The organism is Mycolicibacterium vaccae NBRC 14118 = CIP 105934 (assembly GCF_001552715.1).
Lineage (GTDB): Bacteria > Actinomycetota > Actinomycetes > Mycobacteriales > Mycobacteriaceae > Mycobacterium > Mycobacterium vaccae.
Window position 1 is genome coordinate 61,206 of record NZ_BCRS01000003.1, and the last position, 25,392, is coordinate 86,597.

A 25,392-nucleotide genomic window follows, 5' to 3' on the forward strand; every position below is an offset into this window, starting at 1 on the left:
AAGGGCGCACCGGGATGGACGTGGCCGACAGCAGGGTGGGTGGCCCCCGGAAGGCCGGCCGGGGTATCCGGCCCACTCCGATCACCGACGCCGACGTCCCGGCGGTCGCCGATTTCCTGTGCACGGCGCACAACGAACGGATTCCATGGTTGGAAGCGTTCACGCAGGCGCCGTGGTCGGTGGACGCGCCCAATCACGGATTCATGCTCCGGGACGGCGAGCGCGTCGTCGGAACGTTGTTGGCGCTGTATTCGCAGCGACAGATCGCAGGTCGAACTGAGCGGTTCTGCAACATGACATCGTGGTGTGTGATGCCTGAGTATCGCGCCCGCAGCATGTCGCTGCTCAACGCGGTGCTGGCCCAGGAGGACTATCACTTCACCGTTCTGTCACCGGATGTCGGTCCGCAGGAAATACTGACCTGGTTGAAGTTTCGGCTTCTTGACACCTCCGCGGCGCTGGTGCCGAACCTGCCCTGGCCGATGATGCCCGGCAGGACGCGGATCAGTGCCGACCCTGATGTCATCGAGCGAACCCTGACCGGTGCAGAACTCGAGCTCTACCATGACCACGCCCGCGCCCTGGCAGCGTCGCACCTGGTGCTGATCAGCGGTCAGGAATCCTGCTATGTCATGTTCCGGAAGGACCGGTACAAGGGAGCGCCGGTACTGGCGGTCGTGCTTCACCTCAGCAATCCGCCTCTGTTCCAGCGGTCGCTGAAGGCCGTCACCAGTCATCTCTTGATTCATCACGGCGCGATCGCGACGATGGCGGAACTGCGGATCACCGGGTACCGGCCACTCATGTCGATTGCGGTGAACCGCCGCCCCAAGATGTATCGCAGTACCGACCTGCACGCCAGCCAGATCGACTACCTCTACAGCGAGCTCGTCTGCGTGCCTTCTTGAGAAGCTGACCGCCAGAGATTCTCCTGGCGATACACGTCGGTCAGGCTATTCGTGTCGGTCTCGGCGTTCACTGCGCCCCGTTCCGCAATCATGCGCTCGCACGAACTGAAACTAGTTCTCCCGTAGGGCAGGAACCGGATCGTCGCGGCGCTGGGCCTAGTCCTTTCTGCCCCGACCGGCGCCCAATCGGTGCACGACGCCGCGCTCGGCCTCAAAACGCCACGTACGCAACGCCGAACAGCTGCTCAACATGGCCCGGGAGCACGTGACTGCTCCTCACTGGAACCAGTGCATGAACCCAGGAACTACACCTGGATTCAGCTAAAAATCGCTCTTGCGGTCCATGTACTGCCGACACGCGAAAGCAGATAGTGAATGAGTGGTTTACGAGTTAACTCCGCGGCTGGATCCAGGTGGACAGCGGAGTGGATCGATGTGCTGGACAGCACGATTCGAGACCGTAACCGGGATCTCAGACGATAAGCACGGGGGGAAGTAATGCGAGCACTGGTTACCGGGGCGGCGGGGTTCATCGGATCCACGGTGGTTGACCGCCTTCTCGAAGACGGCCACCAGGTCGTCGGAATCGACAACCTCAGCACCGGCTTCATGTCCAATCTCGAGCAAGCGTTTCGCGCCAACATTCTCAGCCGCCGTCAGTTCACTTTCGTTCAGGCGGACGTGCGGGCGCCGGAACTCGCCGGAATCGTGACAGGCAGCAATCCGGATGTGATCTTTCATCTCGCTGCCCAGGTCGATGTCCGGGTGTCGGTGACAGATCCGGAATTCGACGCCCGAAGCAACATACTGGGCACGATCAACGTGTGCGAGGCCGCGCGGCTCGCAGGCGTCCGTCGGATCGTGTATGCAGCGTCCGGGGGCTCCCGTTACGGCGAGCCGGTGGATCTGCCGGTGCCCGAAAGCACCCCCGTCGGGCCGTTGTCACCGTACGGGGTGGCCAAGCTGGCCGGCGAACTGTACCTGGGCGCCTACGCGCAGATGTATGGCATGACCCCGATCTGCCTCGGGCTGTCCAATGTCTACGGCCCGCGTCAGAACCCGCACGGAGAAGCCGGCGTCGTCGCGATCTTCGGCAGCGCGATGGTCATGGGCCGCCCGGTCACCATCTACGGCGACGGCATGGCGACCCGTGACTACGTCTTCGTCGATGATGTCGCGGAAGCGTTCGTTCTGGCTGCCCACGCACCGGCTGAGATCACCGGCACCTACAACATCGGGACGGGATGCCAGACCACGGTGAACGAGGTCCACCGGTTGATAGCGGCGCATCTGGACGGATCGCCGGCGCCACGTCACGCCCCGCCGAGAACGGGCGATCTAGAGGCGATCGCGCTCGATGCGACCAGGGCCAGGATCGATCTCGGTTGGAAAGCGGCCGTGGACTTCGGGGAAGGCATAGCCCGCACCATCTCCTGGTTGCGCGCGAACGTCAGCCCGGCTCCTGCCGAACCCATCGGCGCGTAGGGCCGTGGATGTCGTCCGCCGAACTGCTTAACGGCCCCGTCAGCGCTGCAGACGGTCATAGCCGTGCTTTCCAGCGGCGGCCCTTCGTGTGACGCGGTTCTGGGGGAAGTTGTGAAATTGGAGGGGGTTTCAAGATGGCCGTGATTTCTGATTCAGGCCTGGAGCGGGAAGTGCTTCGTCACATCGTGCCGAGACGCGCGATTTCCGTCCCGCGGCTCACCCGGCGGATACCGGGAGTGCTGACGCTGATCCCGGTTGTCGTCGACTGTCTGTCGATCGCTGTCGCCTACCTGCTTGTCGGCATCGTCGATCCGATACCGGCCAGCGCGATCGTCGTGCTGTGTCTGCTACTTGCGGGCACGTACCGGCGGCGACTCACGTTATCGGGCCTCGACATCGCGCCGGCGGTCGTCGTCGCCGCCAGTGCCGGCGCCATTCTGTCCTCCACGGTCAACGGCGCCAACGGAATACGTGACCTGGTCGTACCGGTAGGTGCAGCCTGTGTCGCCGTGTTCACCGGGCGGGTGGTGGCGTGCTCCTTGACGCGACGTCTCCGTCGGCTCACCGCGCTGCGTAGTCGGGTGGTCGTGGTAGGCGCTGACCCGGTGGGGATCGCGCTGACGCAGCGCATCCTCGAGGAGCCGGAGTATGGACTCGAACCGGTCCTGGTCATCGACGACGAAGCTGTCGTCACCAATGTGGCGTCACAGAGAGTTCCTCTGCGTGCCGCGCAGTCCACCACCGAACTGTTGCTCAGCGCTGAACGGATCGACACGGTGGTGATGGCATTCCATCGCCTTGACGACACTCAAATAGACTCGCTTCTGGCACTTTTCGACCGCATGGGCTGCGACATCTTCGTGGTTCCGAGGATGTGGGACTCGTGTCCCGGCGGTGACCGGGACCGGGTGGGCGCAGTCCCGATCGTGCGCGTCCACTCGCCGATGCACCGAAATCGTCTGCGGTACATCAAAGGGGCCAGTGACCGGTGCGTCGCCGCACTGGCGCTTTTGATGCTCTCGCCGGTGTTGGCGGCGGTGGCTGTAGCCCAGAAGGTGCTGCACCCCAGGGAACCCGTGCTGTTTCGTCAGACCAGGGTCGGTCAGCACGGGCGGGAGTTCGAACTGATCAAGTTCCGTTCGATGACCCCCGACAACGACCGGGAAGCACAGACGACGTGGACGATCGTCGGGGATTCGCGTATCGACGCGTTCGGGCGCTTTCTGCGGGCGTCGTCGATCGACGAGCTGCCGCAGCTGTGGAACATCGTGCGGGGAGACATGGCACTGATCGGCCCGCGCCCGGAGCGTCCGCACTTCGTTGCACAGTTCAGTGCTTCGATCCCGGGATACCCGGCACGCCACCGGGTTCCGGTAGGCCTCACGGGGTGGGCCGCGGTGAGCGGCCTGTCCGGTGACACGTCGATCACCGAGCGCGTGCGGTACGACAACTTCTACATCACGCACTGGAGCCTCTGGTTCGACGTGAAGATCACGTTGCGCACCCTGTGGACCTTGATCATCCGGTTCCGGCAGGGGCGATCGGAAGACCGAGCTGCCCGGACTGCCGGTCGGATCCCCTGGCGCGTTCGCATAATCCACCCGCGTGCCGCGACGGCTGCCCCTCAAACGGCGACGGAGCCGCTATGTCAAGCCGGGTAGCGCTTGTCAGTGCTGTCGATCCCTATCCGATGGATGCGGGAAAGAAGGTCGTGCTGGCCGGCATCCTTGAATACCTCATCGAACGGGTGGGGCGGGACAATGTTCACTATGTGATGGTCGGCGGGGAAGCCAGGCCGGGTTTCCCGGTCCGGCTTCATCCCGTCGCGAAACCCCGTCCCCTGGCTGCCGTCGGCAGCGCGCTGGCCAGGACCGGAACGGGACGTGCCAGTCTGCAGGAGTCCCTGCTCGGTACCCGTGCGGTACGCAGGGAGATTCACCGCACGCTCGATCTGCTCGCCCCCGCGACGGAGATCTACGACACCGTACGGATGGCCCAGCACGCCCCGGAGCGTGTCGCGACCAAGCAGATCTGCTACCTGGACGATCTCTTCTCGGAGAGATACGGCTCGATGCTGTCGGCCGCGCGCCGATTCCCCGACGTCAACGTCCAGCCGTTGGGCAACTTCGCCGCCCATGTGCCGCAGGTGCTGCGGCCGTTGGCCGAACACCCAGTGGGCCAACGGGGACTGCTGCTCTTGGAACAGCGCCTGGTGCGGCGAAGTGAGGACCGAACAGCGGACCGCTTCGATGCGACTCTGTTGATCAACGAGCAGGAGGCCGGCAGGTTGCGGCAGCGCTGCGGCACAGCACCCGGGCGCATTCGCGCCATTCCTCCGCTGCTGGTGCCGCGGCACCCTCAGCAACGGCGAGAGTACCGGGGAGCATCGGAATTCGTCTTCCTTGGCCAGCTTTCGCTCCCGCACAATGATGACGGCCTGCGGGACTTTCTCCGTCGCGTGTGGCCGTTGGTGCTGGCTGCCCGACCGGATGCCCGCCTGCGAGTGGTCGGGCGGCACCCGCTGCCTCCGCTCCGGAAGCTCATCGAACAGAATGCCGGGAGTGTGACCCTCGAGGGCTTCGTTCCGGACCTGAGCGGGCTGTTCAGCGGGACCGCAGCGCTGATCAATCCGCTGCGCTTCGGATCCGGCGTCAAGCTCAAAGTCATCGAGGCGCTCGGCGCCGGTCTGCCGGTGGTCTCGACAGGAGTCGGTGCCGACGGCGTCGACACCGGTTCCGACAAAGGCGTGCTGGTCAGCGACGATGCTGCGGGCCTGGCCGAACTCCTGCTCTCCGTGACAGACACCGGCTGCAACCGGCGTCTGTCCGCCGCGGCCGCGGAGCACTTCAGGGCGCGTTACTCGCGCGAGGCGGTATTCGCCTGCTACGACGCGGCGTTCGCCTTGGAAGGCGCCTCACACCGCCGCCACGTGCCGGCGGTACGGCCGCACACCCGTGACGCGGTAGAGCTGAAGCTGACGCCGTGATCATCGTCAGCATCCTCAGACCGCCGCGGTATCGGGCGGCTCGCAGTGTCATCTCACTTTCTCATCGGACAGCGAACGGAAACCGGGATGGATAAAGCGCGTTCAGTTCGGACCTGGCTCATCGTGACGCTCTGCGCGATGCTGGGAATGATCATGGGTATCGCTGCGGCCCATGCGCTGACAAGCAGGGAGGCGCGGTACACGGCGGAGGCGACGTTGGCCATGCTGCCGGAGGAGAACATCCCGCTGGAACAGGCGGCCGGGTTCTGGGAGGTCCTCAACCGAGGTCAGGCAACAGCGTCGGCGGCGGTGGTGCTTCAGGACAATCGTTGGCTCTATGCCGCGGCGGACAAGGTCGGGGTGCCTGTGTCCGCGGTCAGTCTGTCAGCGGGTGCTATGCCCAACACCACGCTGATCACCGTCACCGTCGAGGCCGGATCTGCCCAGGACGCCGAAGCCGTGCTGGATTCTGTCTTGACCGACGCAGAGGGCACCGCGGCAAAGGTCGCCGGTCCGTTCAGGCTCGAGACTGTCGTTCCGCCGAACGGCAGCGCCAACTCGCTGGCCCCGAGTCCGATGCAGATGCTCGGTGCATTGGGAATCGCCGGTTTCCTCGTCGGCGTGGGTGCGGCCATCCTCATCGTCCGGTCGCTGAAGGGTCGTTCCGCAGGTAAGCCCGGCGCGCCAGTGCAGCCGGACAGCTCGTCGGCAGCACGTCGGACCGAGACCAATGGAGCCCCGGTGGCCGCGAGCCATGAGCCTTCGATGGTCGAGATATCGCTGCAATGATCCTGCTCGATTCCGGCTTGATCGGACCGCGCCGTGCGGCTGTCTTGTGCTGCCTGGCAGCCGGGTTGACGGTGCTGACTGCCGCCGCGGCAGTGTTGGGTGTCACGCCGGCATTGATGGCGGTCGGTATACCGGCCGCTATTGCGGCATTGGCCTACGTGATCTGTCGTCCCGCGGCAATGCTCGTCGTGATGATCGTGCTGGAGGTGACGAATGTCCCCGGCCTCCTCGCCGAACGCATCCCGGTTCCGATCAACACCGCGGTGTTGGCCGTGGGGGTTCTCACGGTGGTCGTCGCGCTGCGCGACCCCGTGAAGCGCGGACGCCTCAATCGCGGCACCGTGGTGTGTGTCGGTCTGATCGCGTGCTATCTCGTCACGCAGTTGTTGGCGATGCTCGGCAGCCAGGACGTCGGCGTGTCACGCACTGCCTTCACCGATGCAATGCTCGCCTGCCTGTTCCTGGTCGCCATCCTGATGCTGACCCAGCTCACCGGTAAGCCGTGGACAGTGGCTGCGGCCCTGGTGATACCGCTGGCGGTGCTGTCGGTGCTCTGCGTGGTCAGTTTCGTCGTGTCCGGTGGCACCATGTCCTTCGGTGGCTTCGCGAACGTCACGGAGGCCTCCGGCCAGCTGGCGACGACCCCGAGGTTCGCAGGGCCGCTGGGTGATTCGAACTTCTGGGGCCGCCACCTCATTCTGGGGATTCCGTTGGCCGGCGCACTGATCGTAAGGTCGTCCGGATTCGGGCAACGACGGGTCACGCTGGCCTGGTCCGTTGCCATGCTCGCGCTGCTTGCCGGCGTATATCTCACACAGTCGCGAGGCACGCTGATCGCCACCGGGATCGCAATCGTCGTGTGGGTGCTGGCCAGCGGTCCGACCGCACGACGCCGTGGGCTGATCTGCCTGCCGTTGCTGTCGTTGATCGTGTTGATACCGGGAATCGGCGATCGGATCCTGGCGCTGGCCATCGATGTGAGAAACCCGGCACAAGCTGTCGATCCGTCGGTGGTCGGCCGGGTGAACGCCCAGGAGGTTGCGTGGGCGATGTTTCAGGACAGACCGGTCTTCGGATTCGGGACCGGTCTGTTCGAGTTGTCGGTGCCGCGCTACGCCGGGATCGTCGACACCGCCACCCTCAACCCCGCCGATGGGCCCCACAATCTCTATGCGCAGTTCGCTGCGGAGAGCGGCGTTGTCGGCCTGGCCGGTTGGATCGTCTTTGTCGGCGGTTGCAGCGTGTATCTCGCCACGCGGTTGACCCGAATGCCCTCGGATGCCTCGGGTTCCACGCGTTCGCTGGCCGCGGCGGCGTTGGCAGGTCTGGTTGCCTGGTCGTTTGCAAGCGCGTTCCTGCACCTCGCCTATTTCCGTACCTTCGCGATCGTTTTCGCGCTGGCGATCGCGGTCGCGTCAACAGCCATGCCGTCGTCAGACCACGGCGAGGCCAACGCGCGCCGACAAGTGCCTCCAGAGGTACTGGCGACGATCTTCGGGGTCGCCGCAGGCGCCATCATCATCGTGCTGAGCACGAGTACCACGCACACCGCCAGTCAGAAGGTGACACTCAAGCCGACCCGGCAGGTCGGTGGCGACCTCGCTTACGCACTCGACATCAAGACCCGGGACCCGTTCCTTCCGACCTATGCGGCGATGATGTCATCGGGTCTCGACAGAGTCTCTGCGACAGCGGATTCCGTTCGCGGGATCATCACTCTCACGGTCGATGACACAGACATCAACTCCGCGCGTACAGATCTCGTCGAGGCCCTTGATGCGGCGACGGCGCGACTGGAAGACATGGGTGCCGATTCCTGGTACACGGTCACGCCCGTGGGTACTCCGGCGATGCACGTCGGAGTAGCACGTTCCGTCGGCTCGACCGTGACTGCGGTCCTGGTGGGAACCCTTGTGGCCGCAGGCGTCCACCGTGGGTTGCGTCGCCGGGGGTCGACCGACGAACCCCGGCGCGGCGAGGTGCCTGTTTCAGGCACGTTCCCGGACGGGGTGAGAGTATGAGAATCACTGACTCCCCACGCAGATGCGGTGCGTGCTTTCGGACGTTGACCCGGGCCGCGGTCGCGACGCTCGTCTTTCTCTCGATGAGCTTGACGGTCGATCTTTCGATCCCGCGCGCCACGGCCTCGGATCAGCCGTTCGCGCCGGGAAGTCCGTTCCGGTCCCCCCTCACGCCCGGTGCCCCGGTGGACCCGAACAGCGACGCGATGATCGCCCGCGCTTCCCGCACAGGTGGCGTGGCGGCGAACCTCGTCGCCTTCGGCATACCCATCTATTACGCAGACGCGTCGACGCCGCGTCGCACCGTCGTGTGCACCGACACCACCTGGGCTCCGTGTGCGTTTGACGGTTATCAAGTTCCGATTCCGGATGGCGCGCGCCCGAACCGGGGATCGGACGCCGCGATGGTCGTGGTGGACGAAGCAGCCCGCAAGACCTTCGAGTTCTGGCAGGCAGGGCACGCAGGTGGGCAGTGGACGACCAGTACCGGCGCCGTCGGCAACCTCGACGGATCTGGTTGGGGACGCGGCGCGACCGCATCGGCTGCCTCGCGGCTGGGCGGGGTGATACGGCTCGCGGAAATCCGGGAGGGCAGTATTCCGCATGCCCTCGCGCTGCAGTCGTCCAATGTATGTGCAGGCGAGTTCCGTTCGCCGGCGATCAGTACCGATGGACATTCGTCACGGTCTGACTGCCTTCCTGAGGGTGCCCGCCTACGACTGGATCCCACCATCGACCTGGACGCGCTCGCCCTCACTCGAGGTGAACGGGCGGTGGCCCGTGCGATGCAGATCTACGGGGGGTACATCGTCGATCAGGGTGGGGCGGCGTTGAGCATGAGTTTCGAGCTGGACCCGACAGCGGGCAACGGCTCCATCGGTCCCACCTACGAGCAGGCGGGCTTCCGATGGGACTACGACGACATGCCAGGAGTGCCATGGGATCGCCTGCAAGTGCTCGCGTGACAGATTCGGAAGCGGGAACGGCTCTGCCGACCCCGGGGCAGACAGATGCCGGCCGGGCGCGTTCTCTCACCCCGACCCGGGTGCTGATGATCTTGGATTCCTTCAGCTTCGGCGGCGCGGAGAACCTCATCGCCGAACTGGGCCAGTACGATCCGGCCCAATTCAGGATCTCGGTGGCGAGCCTGTCGCCGCAGGACGGTAGCCGCGACGCCATGTTCGGGCGGCTCAGCGCGGCCGGGTTGGAACCCACCTACCTGTCGGTCAGGCGGATGACCGATGTGCGGGGGTTCCTGAGTCTCGTGCGCACACTGCGCCGCGCTCCGGTGGACGTGGTTCACGCCCACCTCGGTTACTCTGCGACACTCGTCCCACTGGCCGCGCGCCTGGCAGGCAAGCCTGTCGTAGCAACTCTGCACCTGTGCCCGCAGCCTGATTCTCCATGGCGCGACCGGGTGAAAGACCGCTTGTCGGTTCGTGTTCCCGCCCGGCTGGGACGATTGGTGTTCGTCTCGCAGTACGCCTTCGACGCCTATTCCCTACTTCATGGGCCTGCCCGCTCATCCTGGAAGATGATTCCCAACGGGGTCGACCTCGACCGATTCGCTGCTCGCAGGCAGCCCCGCGAAAACGGCGAACCAGTCTGGGCCGTCGTCGCTGCCCTGCGTCCGGACAAGAACCATCTCGGCCTTCTACGCGCATGGGCCGACGTGGTCGCCGCACATCCGGGGGCGACACTCCTGGTCGTCGGTGACGGTCCTGCCCGACGCGACATCGAAAGTGCCGTCCAAGAAGCAGGACTCGCGGAGTCAGTGCTGCTCCTCGGCCGCCGGGAGGACATCCCAGAGATTCTCCGCAACGTTGACGGCGTCGTATCGGCGTCGGTTGACGAGGCGTTGCCGACGGCGCTCATCGAGGCCGGCGCCTGTGGCCTGCCGGTCGTCGCGGCTGATGCCGGCGGAACCCGGGAGATCGTCACCGACGACGTCAACGGCCGGTTGGTGCCTGTACGCGACGTGCCCGCACTGTCCGAGGCTCTCCTGAGCGTGATCGGCGATCCGGTCCGGGCGTCCCGCTACGGCGCCGCGGGAAGGGCCCTTGTCGAGGAGCAGTATTCGCTCACACGGTGGATCGATCGGCTGGAGAGTCTCTATGCGGAGGTGGGCAGTGCTCGTTCGTGATCCTGAGTCGACAGTGCCGAAGCGTGGTGGTCCGCCCGCCCGTCTGACGGTGGCCCACATCATCCACTCCCTCGGTGCGGGCGGTGCCGAATCCGTCCTCTGCGAGTTCGCCGCCGCTGCGGAGACCGCGGCGTTGCGCCCGGTCGTGATCGGACTGTCCGACGCGCGCTCCGGAACGACCGTGGACCGCCGGGCGGTGCTACGGCTGCGGGAGAACGGCGCGACGGTCCACGAGATGCATGCGGGCCGCTACAGTCCCGGGATCGCCGTCGCAGTGGCCAGACTGCTTCGTGCAGAGGGGGTCGACGTCGTCCATACTCACCTCAAACATGCCGATGTCATCGGGGGAGCAGCGGCCAGACTGGCCCGCTTGCCGTCCGTTTCGACACTGCACGTGATCGACGTACCGACCTCTCGGTCGCATCTGGTCCGGCTCAAGGCCGCCGTCTTCGCACGCCGGAAGTTGTCCAGTACGGTGATCGCCCTCTCCAGCGAGCAACGTAATTGGTACGCCAGGTGCGCCGGTCCCGATGCGCCCATCACCCTGTTGCCGAACGGCGTCGCCGAGCCCGAGGTGACGCGGGAACGTGCGTTCATACGCGCGCAACTCGGCGTGGGTGGTGGTGAACTGCTTGCGCTGAGCGTGAGTCTCATGCGTCCGGAGAAGGGGCACACCGACCTGCTCGAGGCCTTGCGACTGGTCCCCGAAGAACTTTCGCTGGTGGTCGCGATGGCCGGCGATGGTCCGCTGCTGGACGAGGTTCGAAGCATCGTCGGCTCAGACCCCAAGTTGCAGTGGCGAGTCCGTGTACTCGGGTACCGCAGCGACGTCGCCGATCTTCTCGCCGCATGTGATTTCGTGGTTCAGCCGTCACGAGAGGACGCCCTACCGACGGCACTGATCTCGGCGCTCGCCGCCGCCCGGCCGATCGTGGCAACGAACGTCGGTGGAATACCCGACATCGTGACACCGGGTTGCGGGATTCTGGTCGACGCCGGCAACCCTGCCTCGCTCGCCGCCGGGATGGCAGAGATGGGACAACTGCTCCGGACCGACGGGCCCGCTGTCGAGGCGATGCGCCGAGACACCCGGCGACACTATGAGGATCGCTTCAGCGCGCACGGCTGGGTGCAGAAGCTGCGGATCGTGTACGAGGAGGCGATGGGCGTCCGTCGGACGCCCGAGGTCGGCGACCTCGGTCTGGAAGGGGACGATGACGTGACCGAGACCATCGGAATCGCGGCGGATCTGCCTACCGCGGCTACGATTTCGCAGTCGTCGCAGCGTATCGCCATCGTGCAGTTCGCGCCGTCCGGCGGACTCTTCCAGTTCTCGCTCCAGTTGGGAGAGGGCCTGGCCCGAGGCGGAAACCAGGTCGAGCTGATCACCGGACCGTCACCGGAGCGGGGCTCGCGGGAGCCCGGCTGCCGAGTGAACACCGCACTGCCGACCTGGCATCCCACGGCGGGAGCGGACGCGCCGCACTGGTGGCGGCGGATCCGCCGAGGCCTGCGAGCGGTTCAGTACATCGGCGCCTGGTGCGTCCTCTTTCGACAGCTCCTTAGGTCGCCACCCGATGTCGTCATCTGGGCGGCATGGCAGTTCCCCGTCGACGGGTGGGGCGTGCACCTGGTCCGAAAGACGCTGCCGCACAGTGTGCTGGCACTGTTGGCACATGAACCGCGCGGCCGAGCTGGTCAGCTCGGTGGCCAGAGGTGGGTTCTCGACATCACGGCGCGAGCTTTCTGCCGGGCGTATGCAGATCTGGATGTGGCGTTCGTGCTCGGTGAGTCGACCAAGCGCGCTCTCATCGAGTCCTGGCCGATCACCGCTCCGGTTCACGTCATTCCGCACGGCGACAGCGGTCTCGTCTCGTCCGGCGGCGAGGTATCCGGTGCGGACGCGACCGCGCCGGTCGCCCTGTTCTTCGGCACCCTCACTGCCTACAAAGGCATCGATACTCTGTGCGAGGCGTGGCCGCTGGTGCGGCAAGAGGTTCCCGAAGCGGAGTTGATGATTGTCGGGGCTCTGGGTGCCGACATGGCTCGGTCCACTCTGACTGCGACGGTCGAAGCTCTCGACGGCGTGGTTCTTCGTATCGGTTACGTCCCGTTGGACGATGTCTCGGCGTTCTTCGCGCAAGCCCGATGCGTGGTGCTGCCGTACAAGCAGAGCTCCCAGTCGGGGGTCGCGCACTTGGCGCACACCTTGCGCCGACCTGTCGTGGCCACGGCTGTCGGGGACATCCCCGCCGTGATCGAGGACGGAAAATCCGGCCTACTGGTGCCTCCCGGCCGACCCGATGCTCTGGCCCGCGCGCTCGTCGAACTCCTTACCGACAGTGGAGCCGCGTACCGCATGGGGCAAGCAGGTGCCGACGCCCTCGCCTCCGTCGGGTCATGGGATGCCATCGCCGACCGAGTCGGTGCGGCACTCATTTCGCGCGGCGCGTCGCAGGGGAGCCGGCCATGACGATGAATTCGCGTCCGGTGACTGCCGCCCCGCCTGATATGCGACGCGAGGTGGGTGTCCTCACCGGCTGGTCACGTAGAACACTGCTTCTCGACGCCGTGCTGGCGCTGTTGGGCGCCATCGTGCTCTACCCGTGGGCCACCCAGTTCCCCGGAGGACTGATTCGCGACGACGGGTACTTCTATGCCGAGATCTCCTACAACATCGCGGCACACGGCTTTTCATCGTTCGACCTGATCAACCACACCGACGGCTACCACCAGCTCTGGGCGCTGATGCTGGCGGCGGTGAGCGCGTTGCTTCTGCCGTTCACCGACGCGCTCACGGTGCACCTCGTCGCATACCTGGCCGTCAATCTGTTCCTGATCTTTCTGACCATCCGGGCGCTGGCACTGCCACGGATTGCTGCACTCGCATTGTTCTCGCTGCTTCTGAGCTGCAGCCTCCTGATGGAGGGCCACCTCGTGCTGTTGCTCAGCGTGGTGGCGCTGCGCGGGCTGGAAAGCTCCCGTGATCGCGCGCACCCGGCATTGCTCGTGGCACTCCTGTGTCTACCGTTCGCGCGGATCGATGCCACGATCGTGGGAGTGTTCTTGATCGGGACCGCGGCGATCACCGGCAGGCGACGGGTAGCGGCAGCAATGACCGCAGCCCTCGCTGCGGGCATCGTGTTCCACTTCACCTACCTCCGTGTCGTGCACGGATCCTTCTTCACGGTCTCCAGCGAGCTCAAGGCAGGCGGGAGCGCAGGCCCGCTCGACCAGGTTCTGATGAACGTCCAGCACGGCGCAGGCTCGGCCGGGTTACCGATACCGGTCGGCCCCAACTTCGCCGTCTTCCTGATTCTGGCGGCGATGTGCGCGTTGCTCTGGCTGACGACACCCGCCTTGCGCGCACGCAAGGAACTCGGCGCGCTATGCCTGGCGGTGCTGGTGTTCACTGCCGCGCACACCGTGCTCAACACGCTTCGGCCCTGGTACTTCACGCTGGCCTACGGAATTCTGGGCTACGCCGTGCTCTACGGAATCGCCAATCTGCCTGTCGCGTGGCGCCGTCCGATGAGCGCGCTGGTCGCGGCGGTCATGGTCTTACCCACCGCGATGCTCGGCTATCTCGGCATCCAGTACCGAGACGAGGCACGAGACGTCCGGGCCTTCGTCCGCATGGTGGAGGCAGAAGTCCCCGACGGCGCACCGATTTTCATGTCCGACGGAAGCGGCTTTGTCGGGTGGTCGACCACGCGCCCCATCGTCAACGGTGACGGGTTGGTCAACTCGCACGACTATGCGCGACGCCTGGCCGACAACAGACTCGACGGCTATCTGACCGAGTCGGGGATCCGCTATATCATCACCAACACACTGACTACCGATGCGCCGGTGCTGATCGACACCGGCGGGATGGTCGTCCTTCGCGGCGATGCCCGGCTACTGGCGGAAAAGCCCGGCGGCTATCGCTATCACTACACTCAACTGCAACTCTGGGAACTCCAGAACGGCAACTGAGATCAGCTGTCCACAGCGGCTGGAACTAGACTCAGATCTAGTCAAATTCGGATCGAATGATTCATGTACGTACGACGCGCTCGCACTGATAGTGAACGTGTGCCGATCGCGCAAGCCAGAGACGCCCTGACAGCGGGCACCGCGAAGAATCCTGGGATGTCGGGTTCTCTCGTTCCTGCACTCTCGACCGAGCTGCCGGGCTGAGAGGTTTCGGATGTCAGTGGCACACGCGTCGAGCGACGGTTCGCATTGTCCGTCAGCCCGGTCCGGCGGACGGGAGATGCCCGGCGACGCCGCCATCGCGGTAGGCCGGCGGACTGCCCAGCGGGCGGCTGCGGCAAACTACGAGATCACCGTGGCCGGCAGCGAAGGGGAGCTGCAGCAGCACCTCGATGCGTGGGACGATCTCGCTGCGAACGCCGCGGAGCCCAACGCGTACTACGAGCGGTGGGCACTGCTGCCTGCACTTCGCCATCTCGGGGGTCACGACGTCAGAGTTCTGGTCGTCTATCTGACCGGCGACCCGCGCCACGGTGCCCCGCTTCTGTGCGGACTGATGCCCCTGCGGCGCCACCGACCGGCGCCGCGCGTGCCGTTCGAGGTCCTGGAGCCTTGGGTGCATCCGTACTGCTTCTTCGGCATACCCCTGATTCGGAGCGGACACGAGGTCGAGACGCTTGAGGCGATCTTCTCCTGGGCGAGGCGGGATCCGTTCGGCGCAACGACTATTCGGTTCACCCAGGTGTCCGGGGACGGCCCGTTTGCCAGAGCCCTGGCAGAGGTCTGTCGCCGCGGGGACCGGGTGACACACCTCCTCGAGGAGTACTCGCGTGCGGTGATCGCACCGGCCGGGGACGCCGAAGCGTACCTGCGCGGATCCCTCGGGGGCCGGCAGGCCAAGGGCTACCGGAGGAGGAAACGCAGGCTCGCAGAGCTCGGTGAGGTCGAGCACCGCATGCTCACCGGCGACGGAGACGTCGGCCCATGGGCGGAGATGTTCCTCGCACTCGAACGTAAGGGCTGGAAGGGGCGCCTGGGCACTGCGATGGACTGTGCACAGCCCGACGCCGCCTTCTTCCGTGACCTGTGCCACGGGGCGTATGCAGCGGGCAGCCTGATGATGCTGGGGATCTTCCTCGACGGTGAGCCCCTGGCCATGCAGTGCAACCTCCGCTCCGGAAGTGGGTCCTTCGCCTTCAAGGTGGCCTATGACGAGGACTATGCATCGCACTCACCGGGATGGCTGCTGGAGTTGTACAACATCGAGCTGCTGCACAGCGACCCGGGCATCGAGTGGATGGATTCCTGTGCCAGTCACGACAACCCGATCAACAGGATCTGGAAAGAGCGACGACTCATCACGAACCGATGGATCTCCACTGGGCGTGCGCCGGGTGACCTGTTGGTCGCGTTGATGCCCCTCGTCAGCTGGCTGCGACGGACAACCCGTCGGCACGCGAGCGCCGGCGGCGCAGATGACCGCTGAGCACCACGAAGCCGCGGCCACGCGAGCGTCGGCGGAACAGGTCGGCCCACTCGCGGGTGTGGTGCGGCGCGGCGTGCTCATATCGGGCATCACGATGGTTGTCACGCAGCTCATTTCGGTGGTGTCTCTGATCTGGATCGCTCGATTGCTGTCGCCGGCCGAGGTGGGTATCTACACCGCCGGCACCGTCCTCACCGCCTTCCTGACCTCCTGTACCGAGGGCGGCCTCCGGTTGGCGCTGGTGCAGCGCGAACATGACGTCGAAGATGCGGCGGACACCGTCTTCTGGGCGACTGCCGCCGCCGGGGTCCTCGGCAGCCTCGTCGCTTTGTGCGCCGCGCCCATCCTGGGCCTCGCCTTCGGCAGCGATCTGGTTGCAGCGGTCGCGGTGTCCACCTCCGGACTGCTGCTGTTGGAAGCACTGACGAATGTGCCGGACGGTCTCATGCAGCGCCGCTTCAACTTCCTCCGCAAACTGGTGGTGGATCCGTCGCGTGCGCTGGCCTACGCGGCGGTGACCATTGCGCTTGCAACCGCAGGTTTCGGGGTGTGGTCCATGGTCCTCGGCCAGTACGCTGCGGTGGTCGTCTGGGTCATCGGCTCATGGACACTGGGCCGCTGGCGGCCGGGCCGTGGCCGACCGTCCATCCGGTTGTGGCGCGAACTCGCCAGATTCGCCTACCCACTCGCCATCGCCAACATCGTCGTCTATGTCCGCGAGTCGGCACAGGTCGTCATCTTGGGCCGTGTGTTGGGCGAGCGTGCGCTGGGAAACTACCGGTACGGGTCGCGGATCGGAATGCTCGCCGGTAACGCGGTCTTCGAAATCGGCTCCTATGTCCTGTTTCCCGCCTTTTCGCGGTTCTCCGGCGACGCCGGTCGGTTCCGAGCGGGATTCCTGCGGGCACTGCGGTGGATCTGGTTCGCCGCGGCACCTGTGGCGGCCGTGATCGTGGCGTTGGGGGAACCGGCAGTGGTGGTGGTACTGGGCGAGCCCTGGCGGGACGCCGGGCTGCTCTTGGTCGTCCTGTCCGGGGCAGGCCTCGGCTTGGCCTTACAGGCGGTCGCGAACGAGGCGATCAAGGCCGCCGGCCGGTCGGCGTTGTTCCACTGGACCTCGGCGACCGAACTGGTTCTCGGCATCGGACTTGTGGTCGTCCTGCTGCCCTTTGGGCTGATCGGCGTAGGACTGGCGATCTCGGTGACCGAGATCGTGAGTGGGATCCTGCTCCTGGGGCTGGCCAAGCCGATCGTCGGCTACCGGATAGGGGCGCTGATCAGTCTGCTCTATCCGCCGACGGCAGCGGGTGCCGTCGGGGCGGCGACGGTGCTCGGATTGACCGCAACTTTCGGATCACCGGCCGCGCTGCCCACACTGGCGGCGATCGGCGCACTCACCGCGCTGTGTCTGATCCTGCTGGTGGTGTACCTCGCGGTCCTCGCGATCCTGGACCGGACGATGTTCAGGGCCTTCACCGCGAGGTTGGCGCGATGACCACCACTGCGAACGTCGCCTTCGCGGTCGAACCGGTCGGTGCGCTCGATGATCTCGGCCGGGAGTGGCTGCTACTCGAGAAGTCGGCGCAGCCGTCGTTCTTCCTGACCTGGGCGTGGATCGGGACCATGCTGGAAACGATTCCGCCGACGGTGCGCCCGCTACTGCTGCGCGGGACATCGGACGGCCGGACCGTCGCGCTCGGCATTCTCGGCGATCGGGACGCCCGACGGCACGCTGTCGTCCGGGCGCGTCAGTGGACACTGAACGCCACCGGCGACCCCGACAGTGATCGGGTGTATATCGAGCACAACGGCTTACTGGCCGAACACGCCGTCGGCTGGAGCGGCCTCATGGAAGCTTTCGCGACGACAGCTGAGGTGGACGAGCTGATGCTGCCCGGCGTCGCGGACCCGCCCGCGGCGGCGGTGCTCGACAGTGCCGGAATGCTTCACCGCACCGAGTCGATCCCGTCCTTCGCTGTCGCGCTCGCCGATCTCGCATCGAGTCGTGGGGACATCGCGACGATCCTCAGCAGCAATGCCCGGTCGCAGCTGCGCAGGGCGATGCGCCGGCTTGAGCCACTGACCCTCGAGGCGCCCGCGGACACCGACGAGGCGCTCAACTACTTCAGTACTTTGAAAGATCTCCACATCCCGTGGTTCGTTCGGCGAGGCAAGGTGCACGCCTTTGTCGACCCGAGCTTCGAACGCTTTCACCGGCGGCTGATCGAGCGGTCGTTCGCCGATCAGGGAGTCGAACTGTTGCGGGTACGCAGCGGCGAGCGAATCCTGGGTGTGCTGTACAACTTCCGCACCGGCGCACGCGTGTACGCCTACCAGAGCGGCTTCGTCGAGCCCGAGGACAAGGAACGGCCCGGAGTGATCGCCCACGCGCTTGCCATCAGGCGGGCCTGGGAGCAGGGAGCCGAGGTCTACGACTTCATGGCCGGGGAGAATCGTTTGAAGACCAGCTTCTCCAACCGTACCGAGTCTCTGAACTGGACGACGATCCAGAAGCCGCGTCTGCGTTTCCGTGCCGAGCGCACGGCGCGCCGCCTCAAAGATCACTATCGTGGGGCGTCCCCCGGCGAGCCCGGATGACGCCGGAGCCGGCCGTCTACGGACAGGCGCTCAAGGAGCGGCGCCCGAGACGAGGAGGCGAAAGGCCGAGAAGGACAAGCTGTACCCTATTCCGATGCGGGGCAAGGCAAAAGGATCGCTGCCGCGGTTCGCGACACCGCTGGTGGTGGCCAGGGCCCAACGCACGCCCCGACGGCTCAACGCGTCCTTCGCGCGGCCGTCGAAGTCCTGCGCCCGGCCGTTAGGGTAGGCGAAAACCTTTGGATCACTTGCAGTGTGCCGCTCGACGGCATCGCACGAATCGATGATCTCCCGCTCGACTTTTCCGTCGGGGCATCGCGAGAGGATCGGATGCGTGACGGTGTGGGGATACAGGGCGACGCTGCTGTGCAGCTTGAGCGTCCGCGCCTCGTCCCACGAGAGGAGTCGGAAGGGGCCGGTGTCGCCGTCGGCCGGTGCGCCGAGTTCCGCGATCACTGTCTCCAGCAACGCAAGCCGTTCACTGTCCGGATAATTCTTCAGCTTCTCGACCGCGAGCGCATACGCTTCTCCGCGATCGGCCGGATTCTGTAACGAGCGCAGCCCGAGATCGAGCATATGGAGGTCCACGGCAGGCTCATTCGTCCGGGCGAAGGAGAGCCACAGTCGGTCTGGCCAGAGCAACTCGTCGGTGCCCATGGGGCCGGTCGCGAGAAACACCGCCGCGGTGAATCCGAACTCGCGAAGAACAGGCGCAGCATGCGTCAGCAGGTTCTGGGTGCCGTCATCGAAGGTCAGCGTCACGGCGCGCTCGGGCAGCGTGCCGGCGTACAGACGTTCGAGTGCCTCCTCGAGCGGAAGCACGGTGAAGTAGCGCTTCAGGTAGCGCATTTGACGCCGGAAAGTGGGGACGTCGAGCACATGCCAGCATGGTGGCGAAACGGGCTCGGGTTCGATGCCGTGGAACATCAGGATCGCAAGCCCGCCCTTGCGCGCGCGGCGCAACAATGCGGGCGCTCCGACTGCACACGCCAACACGGCAGCAACTTCCTTGACGGTGTCGCGGATGTTCATCCCGCTCTGACCGCGGTTGACAGGTGTGCTGCATCCACCGCAACCTTCCGGTGGGAGTGCCGCCAGTCGCTTGATTGGCGTCAAGAACATCGTTCCACGATAACTATGTTCGGCAATCGGCGTATGGCCAATCCGACCCTCATCCGCTGATCCGGTACGGAAGTGAACTAACCTGGCCCGATGAGCTCCCACGAGCCAGAACTCGGCGACGAGGACACCGGACCTGTTGATGTCGCCAGGACGCGGACGCGGACGACGAGCGGGTGGGACGACCGTCTGGGCGGGCCGGTATCGGTGAATCCGCGTGCGGTGAACCGGGACCGCCGGCCCACTATTCTGATCGCGGCCGCCGCAGCCGCGGTCGTCGGGTTGGCTGCACTTGCGTGGACGTTCTGGCCGTCGTCTGAGGATGCGGAGAAGGCAGAGGGGTCGACGGCCACCGGCGTGCCGACCGAGGCGCAGCAGGAAGCGCAGACCCGGTTGCTCGACATGCTGCCGCCCGGCTATGCATCGGATGCGTGCGAGCCGGTGGTGCCGGCCAAAGGTGCTCTCGCGCAGGTCAGTTGCAGCAGGAACGACGACACCGGCGGGCCGCTGTCGGCGATCTACACCCTGGCAGAAGACCAGGAAACCCTCACGGACCTGTTCGATGGCGTGGTCGATACGTCGGCGGTGGTGAACTGTCCCGGGAACATTCAGTCCCCGGGGCCGTGGCGCCGAAATGCGACGCCGGACCGGATTGCGGGCATCCTGGTGTGCGGGTTCCAGCAGAGCAGACCGACGGTGGCCTGGACCACGGACGCTGATCTGATGATGAGCGAGGTCCAATCAGGACCGCAGGGACCGAACCTGGTCCAGCTCTACACCTGGTGGTCGTCGCACTCGTGAAATGAACCGTGCCGCCTGCGGGAGCGCAGGCGGCACGGTGACGTGAACTCGTCGGTGTCAGGCGGGCGGCGCCGGGACCGGCACGGTGGTCGTGGGGTTCGCCGGCACGGCCGCGGGCAGTGCCTCCTCGACCGGTGTTCCTGCGCTGCCTTCCGGCAGCGGGGTGCCCGCGCTGCCGTGTGGCACAGGCGCGACAGCGGCCGGGGCCGCTGCGGGTGCGGGTTCGGCCGGGACCGCGCCCTCCGGCAGCGGAGTGCCGGAGCTGCCCTCGGGCAGCGGGGTACCCGAGCTCCCCTCCGGCAGCGGGGTGCCCGAGCTGCCGGCAGGTACCGCGCCGGGAGCGGGTTCGGCCGGAATGGTGGCGTCGGTGGCGGGTTCGGCGGCCGGGGTCGGAGTGGTCTCGGCCGCGCCGGACGCGGATGGTGTCGTCCCGCTGCCGTATGACGACCCGCCCTCACCGGCGGCAGAACCCGTCGCCGGGGCCGGCGGCGTCTCCAACCACAGCACGACGTTCGGGCCGCCGTCGCTGTAGAAGACGCTGTCGGGTGCCTCGCCGGTCACGTCGAAGTAGATCTTGCCGGTGGTCTTCTCGCCCTGGGCCAGCGTCGACGGGTTGACACCCTGCTCGGTGGCCACACCGAACAGCACGCGGTAGGTGTCGCCGTTCTCCGCGCGGGCATTGAGGTTCGACACGATCGGAGTGGCGTTGCCGGCGATCGCCTCATCGGTGGCGGTGGCTTCCCAGAGGGTGCCGACCGGCTGGTACGGGATGACGTCGGTGCTGGGCTTGAGATCGGTGACGGTCCAGTGCTGGACGACGTCGCCGTTGACGAGCTCGCCGGGCTGACCGAGGTACTTGACCTCGGCTTCGGCCGAAGCCACGGCAGCCCCCGCGACTGCTGCAGCGGTGGCAGCAGCGGCGGCGACGGCAGCCAGAGCAGGCTTGAATTTCACGCGATTCCTCCTGTGTTCGTTGATCGAGCAGCGAGGTGGTTCCCCGTGGGCAAAGTAACAGCTCACAGCACGGGACAGGGGTCGCGCCGAGTCGATCACCCCGGCCGGGCGGCTGTTCGGCGACCCACGCGCGCGCCTTCTGTCGCCCGGTCCGGCTCTGGGAGTGGCTTTGCCGCCGTGATGACCGCGACCTCGATGGGAGACGGGCGCGCAGAGAGTCGGCGCGTCTGCGCCGAACTGGTGAAGTCGGCAGGGTTTGCAGGGCGGCGGCCGGCACAGCGCCCGACCGTCCTCGCGGTCGATTTCTCTCAGCCTGATCGTGAAGCGGGTGTGTGGCCCGCGCCGAGACCGTCCCGGTCTAGCCCGGGATTCGCCAGAAATTCGGCCCCGGTGGCTCCACCGCCGACGCGCGGCACCGTGGAGCAGGGTATTCCGGCGGTGCTGGATTGATGGAATCGGTGATAGCTGGTTTGCGATCATCCGGATTGGTCAGCAAATCTACTGTTGCGTCGGCCGGCGTCTGTACCCATGCGTGGATCCAGTGTTCCAGCGCCGCGAGGGCGCTGGGTAAGGCCACATGCTTACCACTGGAACAATGCGTCTCACCCGTTCCAGGCAGGCGACGCTCGGCGGCCGAGAAGCTGTCGGTAGGTGAATCAATTGCACCGTCCTCCAGCAAAACTCTGATTTACCACTCGCGCTCTGGTAAGACTGTCTGGTCGTTGCCAGAGCGGGGCCTGGTGGCGGGATCCGACGTAACTACACAGGGGGTAACCCATGGCAAGGCACGCCAAGAAGAGCAATCGCTCGATGGCAGTCCGTACATACCTGACCGCCGGCATCACCGCCGGGGTCACCGGCGCCGCACTGGCGGGTGTCGGCACACTGCTGCTGGCGGACGGCGACGCGCCGATCCCCGCGCAGATCCAGGTGCAACTCGTCGCCAACGAGGAGGAGATCCCCTGGCTGTCGCTCAACGGCGGCAGCGACCGGCGCGACCGCGAACAGCAGCAGGGCGCGGCAGCGCTGGCGAGCGCCAATCCGGCGTGGCGGCCGATGATCGGTGATGGCGGATGGCTGATCGGCAACGGTCTGGACGCAGCCGACGACTGCCAGGGCGCGGCGTGCAACGGCGGTAACGGCGGCATCCTGTGGGGTAACGGCGGCAACGGTGCACACGGTGGGGCCGGCGGTAACGGCGGCTTCTGGTTCGGCAACGGTGGCGACGGCGGCGACGGTGATGCCGTCCTCGCCGCGGACGGCACCATCGTTCGCGCCGCGTCCGCTGGCGGCGCCGGTGGCAAGGGCGGCTGGGTACGTGGCGACGGCGGCAACGGCGGCAAGGGCGGCGACGCGGTGTACGTCGGCGGCGAGAAGAAGTCCGGGGCGTTCGCCGGCGGCCGTGGCGGCGACAGCGGATACCTGTCGGGCAACGGTGGCAGCGGCGGCAACGGCGGCTCGGACACCAACAACCTCAACGTGCCCAACGATCCGAACACCCCCAGTGACGAGTCGACACGGAACAACGCGGTCGGCGGTGCCGGCGGAGCCGGTGGGGTCGGCGGTGTGCTCAACGGCCATGGTGGTCACGGCGGCGATGGTGGCTCGGCCAGTTCTGAGAACGGCAACGCCACCGGCGGCAGCGGCGGCCGCGGCGGTCTGGCGCACTCCAACGCCGGTGGTACCGGCGGCGACGGGGGCAACGGGGGCGACGCCGAAGCCGACGCCGCAGGCAAGACCGCCAAGGGCGGTAACGGCGGTTCCGGTGGAACCACCGGCACAGGTCAGGCCGGTGCGGGAGGCAACGGCGGCAATGCCACCGGCGACGCTGCCAACGCGATCGGCGGGAACGGCGGCGCAGGCGGCGGAGTCCGGTTGGGCGCCGGTGGCGACGGCGGTGACGGTGGCGACGCCGTCAGCGAGGACGGCAACGCCACCGGGGGCAGGGGTGGCGACGGTGGCTCGGTCGACCTGACCGGCGATGGCGGCGGTGACGGCGGGCGCGGTGGCGATGCCGACGGTGATGAGAAGGCGACCGGCGGCAACGGCGGCAACGGCGGCAACGGCGGGTTCGGCGGCGACGCCGGAACCGGTGGCGACGGCGGCGACGCGGCGTCCAACAGCCCGACCGGCGCCAAGGGCGGCACCGGCGGCGAAGGCGGTCGCGGCGGACGCGACGGCAACGACGGTTCGCCCAGCGGCACCGACGACTGACAGTCGCGACCTCACGCGCAATTCTGCGGGCGTCGACTCCTCCTCGGAGTCGGCGCCCGCAGTTTTTTTGCCCGGGATCCATGGAGAGGCCGCTCTGGGCCCATCAGGGGCGGACGAACGGCAACCATCGCGATCGGCAAACTCGACCGGTTACTCCGATGGCCGCGATGGGGGCCGGCTCGGACCTCGTGAGGTGGCCGGTTTGCAGCCCTACTGCCGAGGCGGCACGCGGTGAACTGTGCTCACCGCGTGCTCACCATTGCGTACGGAAAAGATGGCCATATCGTGGTCTTTTGCCTATTGAAGTAGATATTCGGCGATAGCAAATCCTGTTCACCTGTCCGCCGAGATCTCCGGTCCGGGCGACGTCGACGGTGTCGATTGGATTTGCTGCCTGTACGGCCACCGCGTCGGGAACATGGATCTAATGATCTATTGACTGCTGTTTCAGCAAAGCCTTACAGTCCGGATGCGCTCAGCTTTCGGGGTGATGCACGTTCGGGCGACGGGTGCATGAGGTTGATCGACAAGCAAACAATTCAAGGGGGAATTATGGCCGAGCACGCCACGCAACGCGCACGCACACTTCCGGTCAGGACATTCATCGCGGCAGGTATTGCAGGCGCAGCGCTGGCCGGTGCCGGAGCGCTCGCGCTGACGGCCGATCTCGCGGCACCGACCGCCGCAATCGATGTGAAGTTGGTGTCCACCGAAGAGGAACTGGTCTTGGAGGACTCCCTCTTTCTGACGCTGAACGCCGGTAGCGACCGTCGTAAGGTCGCCACCGAGGACGCCGCACAGGTCGGAACGACTGCGCTGCGCCCGATGTTCGGGTACGGCGGCTGGCTCATCGGTAACGGGGTCCATGCCCAGGAAGGCTGCCAGGGCGACGCCTGCAACGGAGGCAACGGAGGCCTGCTCTGGGGTAACGGCGGCAATGGCCTGCACGGCGGTAAAGGCGGCAACGCGGGCTTCTGGTTCGGCAACGGCGGCAACGGTGGTGACGGCTTCGCGGCGGTGGTCGGTGGCACGACCTACGCAGCCAGCGCCGGCGGCGCCGGCGGACGAGGCGCCACCTGGTTCGGCAACGGGGGCCACGGCGGCGCCGGCGGTGAGGTCGAATACACGGCCGGCGGCACCCTCGCCTCGGGTCCGTTCAACGGCGGCGACGGCGGCCAGGGCGGGTTCCTGTTCGGTTCCGGCGGCAACGGCGGGAACGGTGGGACCACGAAGAACTTCAGCGGCGTCCGCGCCGAAACCAACGATGCGACCGGCGGTGTCGGGGGCGCCGGTGGCGCCGGCGGCGCCATCGCCGGTAACGGCGGCGTTGGGGGTACCGGCGGCGAGGCCTACTCCACGAACGGTACGGCGACCGGCGGCGCTGGAGGTGCGGGCGGCGCGGTCAGCTCCAACTTCGGCGGGCAGGCCGGCGCCGGCGGCCAGGGCGGTAGTGCCTTCGGCAACGCAGCCCGTTCGGAGGCGATCGGCGGGGTCGGAGGGGCCGGCGGTTACGCAGGTACCGGCACCGCGGGCGCCGGTGGGGCCGGGGGTGAGGGCTACAACTTGAACGGCACCGCCACGGGTGGTGCAGGCGGCGTCGGTGGCGACGCCCGGGCCGGGGACGCAGGCAACGGTGGAGCGGGCGGTTACGCCGAGTCGGAGAACGGTGTGGCGACCGGCGGTGTCGGCGGCAAGGGCGGTCGTGCCACTCTGAGCGGCGACGGTGGTGACGGCGGTACCGGCGGCAACGCCAACGGCGACGACGAGGCGATCGGCGGCGACGGCGGCGACGGCGGCGACGACGGGCCGTTCGGCGGCAGGGGCGGCAACGGAGGTGACGGCGGCGACGCCCAGGCCACCGATGCGTCCGACGCCAAGGGCGGTACCGGCGGGTCCGGCACTTCGGGCGG

Annotated in this window: 18 protein-coding genes; 16 read left to right on the plus strand and 2 right to left on the minus strand. The window is 66.7% G+C overall.

The window, feature by feature from the left end:
- The first annotated feature begins 14 nt into the window (after positions 1–14).
- From MVA01S_RS01330 to MVA01S_RS01390, 13 genes are all read left to right on the plus strand, one after another.
- Positions 15–908, plus strand: coding sequence for a hypothetical protein (locus MVA01S_RS01330; RefSeq protein WP_003930579.1), 894 nt, complete (start codon positions 15–17; stop codon positions 906–908).
- Positions 909–1,406: 498 nt separating this feature from the next.
- Positions 1,407–2,393, plus strand: coding sequence for an NAD-dependent epimerase/dehydratase family protein (locus MVA01S_RS01335; RefSeq protein ID WP_003930578.1), 987 nt, complete (start codon positions 1,407–1,409; stop codon positions 2,391–2,393).
- 140 nt (positions 2,394–2,533) lie between these two features.
- The gene (locus MVA01S_RS01340) at positions 2,534–4,054 is read left to right on the plus strand and encodes a sugar transferase (protein WP_157895640.1); all 1,521 of its coding nucleotides are present in this window, start codon (positions 2,534–2,536) and stop codon (positions 4,052–4,054) included.
- Between the two features lie 50 nt (positions 4,055–4,104).
- Positions 4,105–5,379 (plus strand): glycosyltransferase family 4 protein, encoded by a 1,275-nt coding sequence (locus MVA01S_RS01345; protein WP_237024253.1) that lies wholly within the window; start codon positions 4,105–4,107, stop codon positions 5,377–5,379.
- 138 nt (positions 5,380–5,517) lie between these two features.
- Positions 5,518–6,168: a YveK family protein gene (locus MVA01S_RS01350; protein ID WP_003930575.1), complete on the plus strand. Its 651-nt coding sequence runs from the start codon at positions 5,518–5,520 to the stop codon at positions 6,166–6,168.
- 116 nt (positions 6,169–6,284) lie between these two features.
- Positions 6,285–8,189 carry an O-antigen ligase family protein gene (locus MVA01S_RS01355; protein ID WP_255251665.1) on the plus strand — a complete coding sequence of 635 codons (1,905 nt, stop codon included), beginning with the start codon at positions 6,285–6,287 and terminating at the stop codon, positions 8,187–8,189.
- 44 nt (positions 8,190–8,233) lie between these two features.
- Positions 8,234–9,154: a hypothetical protein gene (locus MVA01S_RS01360; protein ID WP_003930573.1), complete on the plus strand. Its 921-nt coding sequence runs from the start codon at positions 8,234–8,236 to the stop codon at positions 9,152–9,154.
- An 86-nt stretch (positions 9,155–9,240) separates the two neighbouring features.
- On the plus strand, positions 9,241–10,332 hold the full coding sequence (locus tag MVA01S_RS01365) for a glycosyltransferase (protein WP_237024435.1): 1,092 nt from the start codon (positions 9,241–9,243) through the stop codon (positions 10,330–10,332).
- 13 nt (positions 10,333–10,345) lie between these two features.
- Complete coding sequence (locus tag MVA01S_RS01370) at positions 10,346–12,805, plus strand: glycosyltransferase (protein ID WP_237024252.1); 2,460 nt, start codon at positions 10,346–10,348, stop codon at positions 12,803–12,805.
- Positions 12,806–12,915: 110 nt separating this feature from the next.
- On the plus strand, positions 12,916–14,310 hold the full coding sequence (locus MVA01S_RS01375) for a hypothetical protein (RefSeq protein WP_144033055.1): 1,395 nt from the start codon (positions 12,916–12,918) through the stop codon (positions 14,308–14,310).
- Positions 14,311–14,590: 280 nt separating this feature from the next.
- Positions 14,591–15,796 carry a GNAT family N-acetyltransferase gene (locus tag MVA01S_RS01380; protein ID WP_003930569.1) on the plus strand — a complete coding sequence of 402 codons (1,206 nt, stop codon included), beginning with the start codon at positions 14,591–14,593 and terminating at the stop codon, positions 15,794–15,796.
- On the plus strand, positions 15,786–17,291 hold the full coding sequence (locus MVA01S_RS01385) for an oligosaccharide flippase family protein (protein WP_003930568.1): 1,506 nt from the start codon (positions 15,786–15,788) through the stop codon (positions 17,289–17,291). The genes MVA01S_RS01380 and MVA01S_RS01385 overlap by 11 nt, the downstream gene beginning before the upstream one ends.
- Positions 17,288–18,394, plus strand: a complete 1,107-nt coding sequence (locus tag MVA01S_RS01390; RefSeq protein WP_003930567.1) for a GNAT family N-acetyltransferase — start codon at positions 17,288–17,290, stop codon at positions 18,392–18,394. Before MVA01S_RS01385 ends, MVA01S_RS01390 begins: the two co-directional genes overlap by 4 nt.
- A gap of 30 nt (positions 18,395–18,424) precedes the next feature.
- Here MVA01S_RS01390 and MVA01S_RS01395 read toward each other — a convergent pair whose 3' ends face one another.
- Positions 18,425–19,426, minus strand: a complete 1,002-nt coding sequence (locus tag MVA01S_RS01395) for a polysaccharide deacetylase family protein (protein WP_040541217.1) — start codon at positions 19,424–19,426, stop codon at positions 18,425–18,427.
- A gap of 180 nt (positions 19,427–19,606) precedes the next feature.
- Between MVA01S_RS01395 and MVA01S_RS01400 the strand changes: the two genes are divergently transcribed.
- Positions 19,607–20,314 (plus strand): hypothetical protein, encoded by a 708-nt coding sequence (locus tag MVA01S_RS01400; RefSeq protein WP_040541215.1) that lies wholly within the window; start codon positions 19,607–19,609, stop codon positions 20,312–20,314.
- Positions 20,315–20,371: 57 nt separating this feature from the next.
- Here the strand turns inward: MVA01S_RS01400 and MVA01S_RS01405 are convergent, their stop codons facing one another.
- Positions 20,372–21,268, minus strand: a complete 897-nt coding sequence (locus MVA01S_RS01405; RefSeq protein WP_003930564.1) for an MPT63 family protein — start codon at positions 21,266–21,268, stop codon at positions 20,372–20,374.
- Between the two features lie 810 nt (positions 21,269–22,078).
- Here MVA01S_RS01405 and MVA01S_RS32255 point away from each other — a divergent pair.
- Complete coding sequence (locus tag MVA01S_RS32255) at positions 22,079–23,482, plus strand: hypothetical protein (protein WP_003930563.1); 1,404 nt, start codon at positions 22,079–22,081, stop codon at positions 23,480–23,482.
- Positions 23,483–24,034: 552 nt separating this feature from the next.
- A partial coding sequence (locus MVA01S_RS32260; RefSeq protein WP_060941527.1) for a hypothetical protein occupies positions 24,035–25,392 on the plus strand: 1,358 nt, incomplete at its 3' end.